Genomic DNA, 15,264 nt, shown 5'->3' with positions numbered 1-15,264 from the left:
CCTTTTACAAGACACACAGTATTAATATAAGAAGCCAAGGAAAAAAAACAAAAGAAATGCTACACTGCTTAAATGTAACTTTTCTTTATAACTTTATTATTAATTGTCCATTATAGTTACCCTACTTATGAATCACAACTTGACCCACCTACACCCTTACCCCTTTGCCAAGATGGCAACCTTGCTTGCCGATAGCACGCCAGCCCATAGCTACAGTGAAATCAAGCTGGGTATTGGCGAACCAAAACATAAGCCGCCCGCATTTGTTTTGGACGTCCTACACGAAAATTTGGACAAAATAAGCCATTATCCCACCACCAACGGCTTGTTTGAGCTGCGGCAAACCATCGCGCACTGGTTAGAGAAGCGGTTTTTTTTGCATCATGTCGATGCCAATACGCAGGTATTGCCGGTCATGGGGACGCGCGAAGCCATTTTTAGCGTGGTACAAGCGGTCATTGATCATAAAAAAATCGATACAGAGAGCCATTCGCTGTCTGGGTCTGATCAACCGCCGACGGTTGTCATGCCCAATCCGTTTTATCAAATATACGAGGGCGCGGCACTACTCGCCCAAGCCGCACCCTACTTTGTGCCTTGTACACCCGATGATGATTTTAAAGGTAACTATCGCGCCGTGCCAAAGGACGTTTGGATGCGCACGCAGCTGTTGTTTGTTTGTAGCCCAAATAATCCAACAGGCTCAGTCATGACGATGGATGACTGGGAGCACCTCATTCGTCTGTCAGATCAATACGGTTTTATCATCGCAAGCGACGAGTGTTATAGCGAGCTGTATTTTGATAAAGCGCCAATTGGTCTATTACAAGCCTGCGCTGCTCTGGGTCGGAATGATTTTCACAACTGCTTGGTCTTTCACTCGTTGTCCAAGCGCTCAAACTTACCCGGTTTACGCTCAGGATTTGTGGCGGGAGATGCCAAGATTTTGCAGGCTTACCTGCAGTATCGCACCTATCAAGGCTGTGCGATGCCGATACCGCATCAGCTTGCTTCTATTGCAGCTTGGCAAGATGAAAAGCACGTGGCACACAATCGTCAGCTTTATCAAGAAAAATTTGCACTCTGGATGTCTGAGCTTGGCGAGTTACTAGAATTACGTATGCCTGACGCTGGTTTTTACTTTTGGATAAAGGTCCCTGAGCAGTTCGACGGTGATGACGAGGTATTTGTCAAAGCCCTCTATGAACAGGCCAACATTCACGCGCTAGCAGGACGCTATTTGTCCCGTGAGGTTAATGGTCACAATCCTGGACAAGGTTATGTGCGTATCGCCCTAGTCGCTAGTGTCGAGGAAAGCCGTGAAGCGATCAGTCGCATTCGTCAACTGCTGGGCACATAAACGGTAGCTGCCTAAAGATTAAGCGGTCAGCAAGACCTCAGCCTTTAATAGCCACAATATAACTGTGGTTATTAAAGGTTTTTTGCCTTAATAGTGCTATAGTAAAGAGTCTTTTTTAAATGTGCCATCAAGGACGATGCCATGCCCCATCTTGATTTTACCCAGCCCCCCTTTGATGTATTAAGCTTGGCTGAGCGTCAAAGCATCAGAAAAAACACCCAAATCCGCTTCCTTGCCAAAGATGAAAGCCTACCTGTGGCAGAGTTACAGTACCTTTATGTGGTCATCAAAGGACAGATTGAACAGTCACTCGATGGTGACTTTGTCGCGTCTTATTTGGGTAGCAACCACTCTAACGATCTCAATAACAACGACTGGTTCGATAGTCGACGCCTGCCTGAAGCATCACCCAAAAACAGCTTACAACAAGGAGATGAAAACAGCACCAACCCTAAAGCTATACAGACCTATCAGTTTCGAGCGACTGAAGACACCTTGCTGCTGCAAGTAGCTGGCAGCACAGTTGATAAAATCAGCGCTCAGAATCATCTGGTACGCCAGCTATTATCAGACAAGCTGCCGGAACGCTTAAAAGCCTTACGACAACGGCGCAGTGGCAAAGTCATCGACCCCTCTCATTATAATACCCAACAAGAAGTACAGCAGATTATGCTGCAGCCTGTGATTGAGGTTAAGTTATTGCCAGTACATATTGTCGATGCCAACGCTAGTCTCTATGAAGCCGCTGGTATCATGACAAAGGCCGGACTAAAACACGTACTGATACAGCCCCATTCTGTAGAAAATGATGTCGCGTTGCCCCAGCGCACCGGCCGTCTATTAGGCATACTCACCGACACGGACATTTGCCGCGCTGTGAGTGACCAGCAAGACCCCGCCACGACACCTTGCCAGCGTTACGCCAACTTTAATTTACGGACAATCGGAGCGAATGATGAGATTGGTGATGCTCTACTGACCATGACTCGCTATCGCATCCATCGATTGCCGGTCATTGACCATGACGGTAACGTGGCAGGCGTGCTAGGACAAAGCGACCTGCTCGCTCACATTAGTCACCATTCACAGCTTATTAGTATGCAAATCGAACAAGCAAAAGACTTAACGAGCCTAGATACCGCGGTCGAGCTTATCGGTCGCTATATTCGTGCTCAGCATCAAAACGGCGTAAAAATCGGCAACGTTAGCCGCATGGTACAGACACTAAACGCACAGGTATTTACCAAGCTTTGGCAGCTGATCGTGCCTGAGGCCGTCATGAAAAATACCTGCCTCATCGTGATGGGCTCTGAAGGTCGCGGCGAACAAATCATGCGTACTGACCAAGATAATGCGCTCATCATACGCGATGGCTACACGCATCCTGATTTGGCCCAGTTTGCTGACACTTTTAATCACCATTTAGCAGACCTAGGCTACCCCCTGTGTGACGGCAATATCATGATGACCAATCCCATGTGGCGGCAACCGCTAAAACAGTTTAACGCCCAGATTGGCGTATGGTTTAAAAACACCGATCCGATGCATGGTATTTATTTGTCCGCCATACTCGATGGTGAATACGTCTGCGGTGATGAGTCGCTCCTGACCCAAGTACGTCAACACCTCAAGGTCGCCCATCGGCAATCAGATCCAATGTTCGTTCGTCAATTCGCCCGCGCAGCACTACAGTTTGGTGATGTCAATCAGTGGTGGCAAAAGTTCATGCCATTGCTCGGTGGCAAGTCCAGCTCACAAGACATTGACCTAAAAAAAGCCGGTATCTTCCCTCTGGTACATGGAATTCGCACCTTGGCATTAGAATATGACATCTTAACTGTGCCGAGCACAAAAGACCGTCTTAAGGCGTTGGTGCAAGCTCATGTCATCAACCAAGAGCGCGCCGACACCTTATTGGAAGCGTTGGAATTTTTTATGGCGCAGCGTTTATCAGTGGCACTCTCGACCGATGACAAACACGCACGGCAAGTCGACCCCATGACCTTAACTGCGCTTGAGCGTGACTTGTTAAAAGAGTGCTTGGCAGTGGTCAAAAGCTTTAAGACACAGCTCCGTCAGCACTATCAATTAGAAATATCATAAGGCTAACACTAACGTAAATGGGTGGGTAACGATTATGAGTTGGCTAAAACAGTTGTCTTACGCTTGGCAAAAGACGCAACTACAGCGCCCAGAGCTGGCGTTTATGTTTAGCAAACCCTTAGCCAAGCAGTGGGTGGCGATTGATTGTGAAATGACGGGGCTGAACCCAAGAAAACACCATTTGTTATCTATCGCAGCGATTCACATCAACGGTGATGTTATCGATACGGGCAACGGTATGCATCTGGTATGCAAACCACCTGTGATGCCAGATCGCGATACCATTGTTATTCATGGCTTGCGTACCGCTGATGTTGAGCATGGCATGAGCTATGAGGAGATGCTGGCGTACTTGCTGCCATTTATAGGCAATCGACCGATCGTTGGCTTTTGTACACAGCTAGACACTGGGTTTTTAAACCCCTTGGTCAAACGTTACATGGGCACGGCCCTACCAAATAAGATCATTGATGTCCGTCAGTTATACAGTCAGCGTATGGGTGATCGTACTCAAGGTATTCCCAATCAATCGCAGCATTTGAGCAACATTTTAGCGCACTACGACATTCCTGAGCTGGGTGCTCATGATGCTTATAATGACGCGATTATGACCGCAATGGCGTTTTTGCATCTCCGTGCGCGCTCGTGATAAGAAGCTTCGGCGACTATCAAACAACGCCTGGCATCTACGCGAAAACAGCAACTCATGTTACCATAGGCTGTTTTTTTAGCTGACGATAGATGCTTATGCAACCCACCTCTAAACGCTGCCACACCCTCAATAATAACGCTCTTATTGACACCAAAAATGACGCCAAAGCAAAACCTTCTGTTGGCTATTTTCGTGTGACATCTCAAGCCAGTAAACGCTTATCGTTACTTAGCATATTCATTGCAGTGACAGTTTTAGCAACCCCACTCTATGCACAAGCAGCATTGCCAGCGGCCATACAAGCCGCTTTATCACGTGCAGAGTTATCAGCTTCTGATATTAGTATGGTCATCACGCCAGTCGGTGATAAAAACGCCAGCCACCTGCCTTCTCCCATTCAAGTTATCGATAGCAGTGACTCGGCAGAGACTGAGGCAGCTTTTGACTCTAAAAGCGTCAAACAAAACAGTACTCAAAATGCTAAGCACGATGGTAAAAACAACTCAAGTCCGCAGGTTACCCTAACCACTATCGAGAAGCGAACGATTAAAAAACACGAGCAAAAAATACACGCTTATACTGACGACCCTTATACCTATCAAAGCTTGGAGAGTATTCCAACGCTGATCCCCGATAGTCATCATTCCGCTTCTCAGTCAGTTGGTAACCAAGCAGTCCTTGATAATGGCAGCATGGGCGCAGCAGACAATCATACCAACACAGCGGCATCTGCTATCAAAATCTCATTTTCCCCATTACTGAGTCACCAGCCTGATACTCCGCGCACCCCCGCCAGCACCATGAAACTGGTGCCCAGTTTTATCGCTTTAGACACACTAGGTGCCGACTTTGTCTGGCATACGCGTGTTTATCACACAGGCTTAGTGATAGGAGATCGGCTGTATGGCGACTTGATTATCCAAGGAAGCGGCGATCCAAAAATGACCCATGAGCGTTTAAAACAACTGCTGTATCAAGTACAAACCTCAGGGATTCGTCATATCAATGGGGATATGATTGTCGATAGTTCTATTTTTCACAACGTTACTAAAGACCCTGCCGCCTTTGATAATGCGCCACTACGTCCTTATAACGCCAGTCCTGATGGATTTTTGGTCAATTTTAGCACCGTTGGTATCAAAAGCTATCCGATGGACAACGGTCAAGCTCGCCTCACGTACACGCCGCAATTAGCGAATTATCACATGCCAAGCGTGATAGATGTGCGTGCAGCAGCCTGCGGTCAAGCACGCTATAGTCTCGCCCCAAAGTGGCAAGCCAAACAGTTAGTACTAAATACCGATCTGCCAAACCGCTGTCAAGAGCATGCTTTTTATGTCGCCTACCCTGATGCCAAAGAGTTCGCTGCACGGGTCATCGCCGCTAAGTGGCAAACGCTGGGCAATACCTTAAGTGGACACGTCATTACCCAAGAAACCCCGTATGATGCGACAAAAAAGCCAACGCCAGCAAAAGGTCTGGCCGCCCTGTCTGTGTCACCACTACCCATTGTCAGCTACCCCTCGCTAAATTTAAGGCAGCAGGTCCATGACATCAATCACTTCTCAAACAATGTCATGGCCGAGCAAGTGGCGCTATCGATAGGCGCTTATCATCACGAAAATTTACCTAATACCGATAAAAGTATTTCCAGTGAAAAGGCTCGTGAGCAAATAATTGGCAATCAAAATAGTCTCCAGAAAACCAGCAGCTTGTATCAAGTTAGCAACGCGGCTGCGACGGGCTATCCACAGACACTACAGACCATCAATCAGTGGTGGCAGCACCATTTAGACACGCCGCCACCGTATCTAACCAATGGCTCAGGACTGTGCCGCGACTGTACGATCACTGCCGCTAACTTAAGCGAGTTATTAACGTACGCTTATAATCGTCCAAGCTTCGATGCCTACGTCAACTCTTTGGGCGTGGCTGGTGTCAGCGGCACCATTACGGCGCATAGTGACCGTTTACCTGAGTCAGCCGCCATTGGTCGCGCGTGGATAAAAACGGGCACCTTAAACAACGTCACTTCGATGGCAGGATATGTCAAAGGGGTATCAGGACAGGACTATGTCGTGGTTGGGCTCATCAATAGTGAGCAGGCGTTAAACACTTATACCGCGAGACCCGTATTAGATGCCATGCTAGACTGGACAGCGCAGCAATGAGCCCCTTTTATCTTACTTTTATCGCACCATAATGTTAATTTGAACCTTCTGTTTTTTATCTTTATAAAGGTCAGCTTATGTCACGTAAGACAACTAAACTCAATAAATCCAACCCACATTTAGGCCATAACAGGGCAGCACAACACCATGAACTTGCTCAGCCTAAACTGGCTCAATATGTTGGGTTTTTCGCGATTGGTTATACGCTTGCCAGTGTGATATTCATGATGATCCAAACCCAAATCGCCCTAAACTCCCAGCTCATCACCGTACTCTCCGTCATTGTCGGCGCCTACATCGCGGTACACAAATTTGTCAAACATCAGCAGCGCGCACTAGATAGTGAAGAGATCAATCGTTTGATGTTTGGCGGAGTCGCAGCCGTGTGGTTACTCACGGTCGTTTATTTCTTAGGCATATGGTTTTGGTTATTTGATGCGGTAAATCGCGAAGTGTTGTTTGAGATGGCCAAACAACGCCCGTTACCCCTGCTCTCATCGTTGATCATGATACTGGTACTGACCTTAGTCAGCGCTCGAATCAGTATTTGGGCGTTCAATCGCTTGCTTGATCCCAAACGCAAGATGATTTGAGACTAACAAGATATCTAAGGCCTCTACAAGTGACTACAAATTTCTTCCTATAGACGCGCAAAATCCGTTAGGCTAAGTTTAGTAGATACCTTACTAATAAAAAGCAGTTTTACTTTGATAACAGGAGTGATCTTCATGGATATGCTTTTTTTTGACAGTGTAGACAAACTTGGGCGTATTGTGCTGACGGCAACCATGGTTTATGTGTTAATCGTGCTGGTCACTAAAGCCTCAGGGAAGCGCTCCACTTCACAGCTCAACAACTTTGATTGGGTTGTCACGGTGATGATTGGCTCCTTGGGTGCCAGTACTATTCTCCTTAAAGAAGTGCCTTTTATCGAAGGGGTTGCTTCTATCTTGGTGCTGTACCTATTGCAGTTTTTGGTCACCAAATACGCCTCTATCTCCCCGCAATTTAGCAGTTTTATTTTATCTGAGCCGCGTATTGTCTTTTATCAAGGGCAGTTTTTGCCCGACGCGATGCGCGCTGAACGGTTGACTGGGCAAGAGATCGAATGTGCGATGCGTTCTGAAGGGATAAACAACTTCGATGATGTTGAAGCGATTGTCTTTGAGTCTGACGCAAAGCTCACCATTATTCCAAAGCCCACCCCAACTGATACTAGCGCCAACAGCCAAGAGACAGAAAGCACCGTCTCACAAACCATTGCGCCTTTAATGTAGGCTGCAAGTCACACTCAATAACCACGCAGTAACGATTTGGCTCGATCATATTTGGCCAATAAAAAAGGGTAGCCCATGGTTATTGGCCACCCTTTTACTTAAAGTGGTTTGTTTTAAATAGTTGATTTCAAATGACAATGACTGTTAATAAACCGTCTACCTAACGTCAAACGGTTATTTGATGCGTTGCCAAGTTTGTGAGCGACCAAATAGTGGTGTGCCGACATAGCCACGTAAGTCTAGACTTTGACCATTATCACTTAACGTCAACTTACCCGAATAGACTTTACCTGATTCAGGATCGACCAACTTACCATCACGCCATCGGTTATTACCATCGGCCTTTAGACCTGTTAAAATTCGCAGGCCTTCGATAGGTTGATTCTTGAGGCTACCCGGACACTTAGTACAGACTGCTTTGGCCTTTTCTCTGTCAAGCACCTTAATGATTTTTCCGGACACTCTACCATTGTTTTCGTACAACTGAATGATGGCCTTTTTTTCTCCTGTTTTATCGTCAATGGTTTGCCATTGCGTGCCGTCCAAAGAGGCGGCAAAAACGGAGGTAGATAGCAGGGTACCTGCGGTAAGCGTGAGAAAACTTGATATACTACGGTTCATGAACGACTCCTTTCGTTTAAAAACGTTAATATCCCTTTTACCCCTAAGGCCATAATGCTGGCTAGAAGCACGACAAAAACACGGGGTACTTGCTCATCGCTCTACCAAACGGCGCTAAGAGACGACTATATAAAGAACAAGTGTTTGTCAAATCTTAGTAAAGCATAAAAAAAAGCATTGTAAAAGTCAGGTTTGTTACAGTAATTTAAGCGTAGCGTTTTGCTATTACGTTTTTTCAACTATTAAAATGGTGTTTCCTATGAAAGTAAGAATTTTGAGTGTGGGCAATAAAATGCCGAACTGGGTGCAGACGGGTTTTGATGAGTACTTTAAGCGTATCCAACCCATGCTGAGCACAGAAATCGTTGAAATTGCCGCCGCAAAACGGGCAAAAAACCCTTCAGATGCCAATTTAGCACAGTACCGTGAGCAAGAAGGTCAAGCAATTTTGGCCGCTCATAACGCAACAGGGCGCGAACAGCTATGGGTACTGGACGTCAAAGGTAAGATGATTTCAACAGAAGGGCTGGCGGACAAACTGGCAGACAGCATGCAGCAAGGCGATGACATTGCCTTAGTCATTGGCGGTGCAGATGGGGTGTCGCCAGAAGTGTTAGCAAAAGCCGATGTAAAGTGGTCATTATCAGCGCTGACCCTGCCGCACCCGTTAGTTCGTGTGGTGTTAATGGAGCAGTTATACCGAGCGATGAGTATCAATAACAACCACCCTTATCATCGTGGTAATTGAATAAAATACATACCCACTGTTTTTGAATCTAAAAATATCACTAGCAAAACAGATTGAAAAACTGGCGCGCGCCCTAATACAGGGACCATGAAATATCCAAAACGCGCGACACCTAACGCCTCTCAGACTCACCGTCCACGTGATGATCATCACGATAGTACGCTGCCGCCCATCACGGCAGCAACATCTTGGGCGGACACATCTACTGTCATAACCAGTACTGGTAACATGGCAAAGCTACCAGCCTTGTTTATCTCACATGGCGCACCCACGCTGGCGCTTGAGCAGTCTGCCACCACCAGCGCGCTGGCACGTATTGGGCAAAACTTACCCAAGCCCCGTGCCATCGTTATTATGTCAGCCCATTGGCAGTCGGCAAAGCTTGAAATCAGCAGTAATCCACAGCCAAAAACGTGGCATGACTTTTCCGGGTTTGCTCCTGAGCTGTACGAAATCCAGTATCCTGCGGCAGGTCAGCCAACCCTTGCTGAGTCCCTCGCGCATCAACTCACCGCACGCGGTATTACTTGTAGCGTCAATCCGGTGCGAGCGTGTGACCATGGGGTTTGGGCGCCGCTCAAACACCTATACCCACAGGCAGATGTGCCTATCGTGCAGGTATCGTTACCGCAGCACTATGACAGTGTCGCTTGCTATCAGTTGGGCGCACAGCTTGCTCGCCTGCGTGATGAGCAGATCTTGCTTATTGGCTCAGGTAACATCACGCACAATTTACAAGCACTGCGCTGGCAAGCGGACAGCATCGATCAGACAGCAAAAGCGTTTAAGTTATGGTTGCTACAGCAGCTTAAAATAGACATACCCAGCGCTCTCGACTGGCAGCAATATCCTAATTATCAAGATATTCATCCAAGTGACGAGCATCTGCTCCCACTATTTTTTGCCTTAGGGGCAGGTCAGCGCGTCTCTGTCGTTCATCAAAGCATGGCGCATCATAGTTTGGGTATGGATATCTATCGCTTTGATTAGAAGGCATTGAACATAAAACTACTTTTCAAAAGCAGGCTTGGTAAATAAACCCGCCCGCTCCATCTCGCCTGCCACACTAACCAGGGTCGCCTCATCGTTCATGCGCCCGATCAACTGCATGCCGATGGGCAAGCCTTTTTTACTCATGCCGACCGGTACTGACATCGCGGGCAATCCTGTGACATTGCCCAATAATGTAAAGGCCATTTTACCAAGCACAGGCTGGCTCAGCTTTTCGATCATGCCTGAGTTAAAGGCGTATTTACCCATGTCTATGCCTTTATTGAGCAATTCAGCGCTACGCATCAGCATCTCATCCACACGACTTGGCGGTAGCACGCCGTGCTTCACAGCAGTGGTCGGTACAGTCGGGCACAAAATCATATCATAGGTTTCGAGTAATAAACCCGTTTGATACTGACTGTTGTGCCAACCGTGTTTGGCGTGCGCCAAATCGACCGCTGATAGCGAGCGACCTAGCAGCGCCATGTTATAGGTTTGCGGTTCTAAATTTTTGATGTGGGCAGCGCCAAAGTCACGCGCGATATTATCTATCGTAAAGGCGGTGTGTGCACAAACCACGACGATAAAGTCGTGCCAAAACTGTTCAATGTTAATATTTGGCTCAGCTGGTATCACGCGGTGACCCATAGATTCTAGTTGCTTTGCGGTTTGCTCAAGGACGGCAAGCACTTCTTTATCTACGGTGGTATTGGCGATCAATGGCTGCTGATGTAAGGCGATGGTCAACTGCCGCGGTGCACGCATGGCAGCCTGCAAAAAAGTGCCGTCAGGCGCGCCAATCACAAATGGCGCACCAATTTCTGCTCCGCTTGTGGCATCGAGCATCGCAGCACTATCACGTACTGAGCGCGTAATCACATGATCAGCGACTGCCCCTTCCCAGCCTTCACCAAACCTAGGACCCATTGGATTACGACCACGGCTCGGCTTGAGTCCAAATGCGCCGCACCAAGCGGCTGGGAAACGTATCGATCCACCACCATCACCCGCGCCTGCCATTGGTACCATACCACTAGCCACTGCCGCCGCGCTACCGCCTGAAGATCCGCCCGAGCTATAGCCTTTTTTAAAGGGATTATGAGTGGCACCGTGGGCTTTTGGCTCAGTGGTGATAATCAAACCAAACTCAGGGGTATTGGTTTTACCGAAGGTATTCACGCCGGTAGCTTTCATACGCTTAACGATTTCGCTGTCATTTTCTGAGATGATATTGACGCTGCGACTGCCCATCGTAATCGGTTCACCAGCGAAACTAAAAGACAAGTCTTTTAGCAAATAAGGCACGCCATTGAAAACGCCTGTCGGTAATCCTGCTTGCGCAGTATGATAAGCGCGCTCATCAAAACGGTGAATGATGGCGTTTAACTTTGGGTTCATCTTGTTCGCTTGATCAACAGCTGCGTCCAGCAGCTCCTTGGCACTCACCTCACCTGAGTTGACGAGTGCGCCCAACCCTATGGCATCATACTGAGTATATTCTTTAAACATAATTAACCTTCCATGGTAAATGATTTTACTTAGTATATCGGGTTAGCGCATAGTCGGACAGACTTCCTACCAATATTTGTTTAACAAGACTGAAAAACGGCATTAAAAAAGCGAGCTACTTGTGCAGCTCGCTTTTGAATCATTTAGTCCAACTGACCAGCCTTTACATCAGTAGCTCACGCTTACCACTTTTACCCATCGAGCTGACCAATCCTGCCTCTTCCATGGAGTCTACAATACGGGCGGCGCGGTTGTAGCCGATACTAAATTTACGCTGGATGCTAGAAGCGGAGACTTTACGGGTTTCCATAATAAAGGCCACTGCGTCATTATAAAGGTCGTCGTCCTCACCAGAAGCGTTAGCCGTACTACCGCCCCCACCCGGGCTAGACAACTCAAAGTTACCTGCCATATTATCGATATAGTCAGGTGCACCGCGCTCACGCCAAGCGTCACAAACACGGTTTACCTCTTCATCACTGACGTATGCGCCATGTACCCGATCGGGTTCGATTTGACCTGGTCCCAAAAACAGCATATCACCATTACCCAACATGTCTTCGGCCCCGCCACTGTCTAAGATCGTCCGGGAATCGACCTTTGAGTTGACTCGCAAAGCCGCACGTACTGGAATATTGGCTTTGATCAAACCTGTGATGACATCTACGGATGGGCGCTGGGTGGCGAGCATCAAGTGAATACCAGCGGCGCGCGATTTCTGTGCCAAGCGTGTGATCAGCTCTTCTGCTTGCTTACCGACCTGCATGATCATATCGGCAAACTCATCTGCAACAATAACAATCATTGGTAAAGTTTTTAGCTTGGGCGCTTGACTGATACTGACACTGTCGTTCGGTCGCCACAAAGGATCTAGCATCGGCTTGCCTGCTTTTTCTGCCGCAACGACTTTTTTATTAAACTCGTTTAGCTTACGAACCTTAAGCAAACTCATCAACTGATAGCGGCGTTCCATCTCTGCCACACACCATGACAGGCTACTAGCAGCCTCGGTCATATCCGTGACGACTGGCGTCAGCAGATGCGGAATGTCATTGTAGTTGGCAAGCTCTAGCTGCTTTGGATCAATCAGAATCAGGCGCAGCTCATTTGGCGTATATTTAAGTAGCATCGAGAGCAACATGGAGTTAACCAGTACAGACTTACCAGAGCCTGTGGTACCAGCGACCAACATGTGCGGCGCGCGGGCAAGATCCGTGATGATTGGGTTACCACCAATATCTTTACCCATGGCCATGCTGATTTGCGCTTTAGGGTCTTTGAAGGTTTCGGTACTGAGCAGCTCAATCAAGCGTACCATTTCGCGTTTTTTATTGGGCACTTCAATACCGATGTAAGGCTTGCCTGGGATGACTTCGACCACCCGCAAAGAAGCCATCGATAATGAGCGCGCCAAATCGCGTGAAATGCCTGTGACCTTACTGGCTTTTACCCCTGCGGCAAGCTCCACTTCAAAGCGAGTGACCACAGGTCCTGGGATTGCATTAACGACGGTTGCCTTGACGTTGAACTCTTGCAGTTTAATCTCTAACAATTCAGAAAGTTGCTCAAGTTCAGCCACGGTGTAGCTAGGCTTACGGTCAGGATCAGGCTTATCGAGTATAGACACTTCTGGAATAGGGGTTAAGCTGCTGCGATAGGCGGCCGTTTGCATCGAGCGTGATTTTTGACTAAAGGCCGCATCATCACTGATATCTGGCATGACTGGGGCATCGTCATCAGTACTCGTGTCATCATCTGGCATCATGTCGGTGATACGGTTGCTGCTATCACCCTCTGGCACGGCAAAGCTCATCAAAGGTTTAACCGCATTAGCCGATGGGGTACTTGTCTTAGTGCTCGTTGCCTCTACCGTTGGCGCGGCTTTTGGATTGGTAGGCGGCGTGTTGGTTGGCGTCATGTCAGCCACTTCTGAGACCGAGGCAGTATCCTCTGGTGCGGGCGAAGTAGCTTCTGTCGATGCTAGAGCAGCTGGAGGTTCAGTCACGCTCGGCTCTTCAACATTATGTGACAGCTCAGCTGGTTCGTCAGTCCTCTGTTGCGAGGGTGTGTTTGAGTCATCAGGAGTAACATCTGGCGCAGACGTTACTTTTTTTGATACTAGCGGCTCAGCGATGTTGTCTGACTGAATGGGGTCAGGAGACTCAGGATTCGCAGGTTCCAAGACGTCAGCGTGCTCTGCTAACCAAGCCTCTGCCAACGTATCAACGGCTACCGTTGTGCTCTCTAATTCAGCAGAGCTAGACTCGGTCGTAACTTGGTGACGACTGTCACTGTATGCCAAATCATCAACTGATGGCTGAATAGTGTTTGTCTGTGGATTCACAGCTGATTGAGCCGATGCCAGCTCTGCCTCTGGGGTGAGTGTGGACGCTAGGGCAGCTTCATTTGTTGATTCAAGGTCGGTATCATTAGAAACTAAAGTGTCAGCATCGGCGCGATTCACACGACGAGCGCTATAACTCGTTTGCTCGCTTGCTAACAAATCATCGACGGTACTGGCGTCATTCCACGCAAAGCTTGGTTCCACTTTACGCACAGGCATCATAGTAGAACTCGATGACGCCGAGGTGTTCGTGGGGGCGGTAGTACTGTCCGTAGTACCACTGGTCGTCATATCACGAGCCATAGTGCCGCTAGGGGTCATGGCTACTGTGTTTAAATAATCGCTTTTTCCATTACTAGACACAGCGGTTTGATCAGAGGTAGTAGCTTGTGTCGCTGTCGCCATGGACGCTTTCACACTATCAGCAAGCCCAGAGTTTACTAAAAAATCTGACAACGCATTGCTGAACCGACCGCTGTTATCTACTGTTTTAGCATGATCCGCTGTCTGTAGCTCAAGTGGTAATTGTTCGTACTCTGACGCCTCTTTTTTTGTATGATCTTTTACTGTACTTTCATCATCGTTCTCGGAAGCGTTATTTTCTGGCGTGGCTAAGGTATTGTCCCTGTCTTTATTTTTTACACCAGCACCGAGCCATGATAGCGCCGTAACCTTGCGATAGATCGTCAGCCAATGAATGTTAAAGGCAAAGGTGGCGGTAATAATGACAAATACTGCCAAGAAAAGCGCACTCCCCCACTGTGATAACAGCTGCGCCAAACGCACTTGTAATTCAAGGCCGATAATACCACCCGCCACACCTTCAAGCTCAGTCGATGCGGGATTGGTAATCTGCTGGATCAAAGACACAAACTGGGCAAATAAAGCACTGGCACTTAATAATAAAAACACATAAGCAACCAAGCGCATGAGCCAAAACGTTGGCTTATTGTCCCACCAAATAAGAATAGACTCATAAACCACAAACGCCAGAATCCACCATGCGCCAAAACCAAAGAAGCTATAGAGCAAATCAGACAACCACGCCCCAGTTTCACCGCCCATATTATTAATCGTCGTCATATCACTACTGATGTGCGACCAGCTAGGATCATTGCCTGTGTACGTCATCAAAATGACAAACAGGTAAACGGCCAGTATCAACCCAAGGAGGGTAAATATTCCCTTTTTTAAATACTCAATAAGCGGTGCTGATATCACGTAAGATCTGCCTTGTTATTAATACTAAATGGTCGTCTGCGCATGACTAAGCCTAATCATGCTGACATAAAGTGCTGACATAAATATACCTGGCTAAGTGTTTAAAGGCCATTATCCCTCCTAACAACGATGGATAACCGTTATTTTTTAGACACGACCACACTTGGCATAACTTCTTATAATAACAAATACATAGGTACAGTGGCGACAGTCTTCTAAAGAAAGCGTGCAAGAAAGTAAGCCAATATACGATTTAGACACAAAA

At 47.6% G+C, this 15,264-nt stretch carries 11 protein-coding genes; 8 read left to right on the top strand and 3 right to left on the bottom strand.

Annotated features, from left to right (window positions below; all coding sequences use genetic code 11):
• Positions 1-127: 127 nt before the first annotated feature.
• The 6 genes from dapC to DVY93_RS03500 all read left to right on the top strand — a co-directional run bounded on the left by dapC (position 128) and on the right by DVY93_RS03500 (position 7,563).
• The gene (gene dapC, locus DVY93_RS03525; protein WP_193005741.1) at positions 128-1,360 is read left to right on the top strand and encodes a succinyldiaminopimelate transaminase; all 1,233 of its coding nucleotides are present in this window, start codon (positions 128-130) and stop codon (positions 1,358-1,360) included.
• A 141-nt stretch (positions 1,361-1,501) separates the two neighbouring features.
• Positions 1,502-3,463 (top strand): DUF294 nucleotidyltransferase-like domain-containing protein, encoded by a 1,962-nt coding sequence (locus DVY93_RS03520; RefSeq protein ID WP_230709131.1) that lies wholly within the window; start codon positions 1,502-1,504, stop codon positions 3,461-3,463.
• A 34-nt stretch (positions 3,464-3,497) separates the two neighbouring features.
• The gene (locus DVY93_RS03515) at positions 3,498-4,112 is read left to right on the top strand and encodes a 3'-5' exonuclease (protein ID WP_230709129.1); all 615 of its coding nucleotides are present in this window, start codon (positions 3,498-3,500) and stop codon (positions 4,110-4,112) included.
• A 98-nt stretch (positions 4,113-4,210) separates the two neighbouring features.
• On the top strand, positions 4,211-6,286 hold the full coding sequence (locus DVY93_RS03510; RefSeq protein ID WP_230709127.1) for a D-alanyl-D-alanine carboxypeptidase/D-alanyl-D-alanine-endopeptidase: 2,076 nt from the start codon (positions 4,211-4,213) through the stop codon (positions 6,284-6,286).
• A 77-nt stretch (positions 6,287-6,363) separates the two neighbouring features.
• The gene (locus DVY93_RS03505; protein ID WP_230709124.1) at positions 6,364-6,879 is read left to right on the top strand and encodes an ABZJ_00895 family protein; all 516 of its coding nucleotides are present in this window, start codon (positions 6,364-6,366) and stop codon (positions 6,877-6,879) included.
• Positions 6,880-7,014: 135 nt separating this feature from the next.
• Complete coding sequence (locus tag DVY93_RS03500; protein WP_230709118.1) at positions 7,015-7,563, top strand: DUF421 domain-containing protein; 549 nt, start codon at positions 7,015-7,017, stop codon at positions 7,561-7,563.
• A gap of 174 nt (positions 7,564-7,737) precedes the next feature.
• Here DVY93_RS03500 and DVY93_RS03495 read toward each other — a convergent pair whose 3' ends face one another.
• A complete protein-coding gene (locus DVY93_RS03495; protein WP_230709117.1) occupies positions 7,738-8,184 on the bottom strand; it encodes a DUF2147 domain-containing protein in 447 nt (148 codons plus the stop codon).
• A 259-nt stretch (positions 8,185-8,443) separates the two neighbouring features.
• On the opposite strand from DVY93_RS03495, the gene rlmH reads away from it, so the two are divergent.
• Together rlmH and DVY93_RS03485 are read left to right on the top strand one after the other, a co-directional pair.
• On the top strand, positions 8,444-8,932 hold the full coding sequence (rlmH, locus tag DVY93_RS03490) for a 23S rRNA (pseudouridine(1915)-N(3))-methyltransferase RlmH (protein ID WP_193005748.1): 489 nt from the start codon (positions 8,444-8,446) through the stop codon (positions 8,930-8,932).
• 228 nt (positions 8,933-9,160) lie between these two features.
• Entirely contained in the window at positions 9,161-9,922 is a 762-nt protein-coding gene (locus DVY93_RS03485; RefSeq protein ID WP_230709256.1) for a DODA-type extradiol aromatic ring-opening family dioxygenase, read from the top strand.
• An 18-nt stretch (positions 9,923-9,940) separates the two neighbouring features.
• On the opposite strand, the gene DVY93_RS03480 is transcribed toward DVY93_RS03485, so the two are convergent.
• Entirely contained in the window at positions 9,941-11,434 is a 1,494-nt protein-coding gene (locus DVY93_RS03480; RefSeq protein ID WP_230709115.1) for an amidase, read from the bottom strand.
• Between the two features lie 163 nt (positions 11,435-11,597).
• The gene (locus DVY93_RS12445; RefSeq protein WP_230709113.1) at positions 11,598-14,999 is read right to left on the bottom strand and encodes a DNA translocase FtsK; all 3,402 of its coding nucleotides are present in this window, start codon (positions 14,997-14,999) and stop codon (positions 11,598-11,600) included.
• Between the last annotated feature and the right edge of the window lie 265 nt (positions 15,000-15,264).

Origin of the sequence: Psychrobacter sp. CCUG 69069, from assembly GCF_021023115.1 — a bacterium.
Classification (GTDB): Bacteria; Pseudomonadota; Gammaproteobacteria; order Pseudomonadales; family Moraxellaceae; genus Psychrobacter; species Psychrobacter namhaensis.
This window is presented reverse-complemented; position numbering and strand designations above follow the sequence as displayed.

Coding starts and splice junctions, on each gene's coding strand:
- DVY93_RS03485 (WP_230709256.1), top strand. CDS start 9,161: ATGGCAAAGCTACCAGCCTTGTTTATCTCACATGGCGCACCCACGCTG.
- DVY93_RS03495 (WP_230709117.1), bottom strand. CDS start 8,184: ATGAACCGTAGTATATCAAGTTTTCTCACGCTTACCGCAGGTACCCTG.
- DVY93_RS03500 (WP_230709118.1), top strand. CDS start 7,015: ATGGATATGCTTTTTTTTGACAGTGTAGACAAACTTGGGCGTATTGTG.
- DVY93_RS03505 (WP_230709124.1), top strand. CDS start 6,364: ATGTCACGTAAGACAACTAAACTCAATAAATCCAACCCACATTTAGGC.
- DVY93_RS03520 (WP_230709131.1), top strand. CDS start 1,502: ATGCCCCATCTTGATTTTACCCAGCCCCCCTTTGATGTATTAAGCTTG.
- rlmH (WP_193005748.1), top strand. CDS start 8,444: ATGAAAGTAAGAATTTTGAGTGTGGGCAATAAAATGCCGAACTGGGTG.
- DVY93_RS03515 (WP_230709129.1), top strand. CDS start 3,498: ATGAGTTGGCTAAAACAGTTGTCTTACGCTTGGCAAAAGACGCAACTA.
- dapC (WP_193005741.1), top strand. CDS start 128: ATGAATCACAACTTGACCCACCTACACCCTTACCCCTTTGCCAAGATG.
- DVY93_RS03510 (WP_230709127.1), top strand. CDS start 4,211: ATGCAACCCACCTCTAAACGCTGCCACACCCTCAATAATAACGCTCTT.
- DVY93_RS03480 (WP_230709115.1), bottom strand. CDS start 11,434: ATGTTTAAAGAATATACTCAGTATGATGCCATAGGGTTGGGCGCACTC.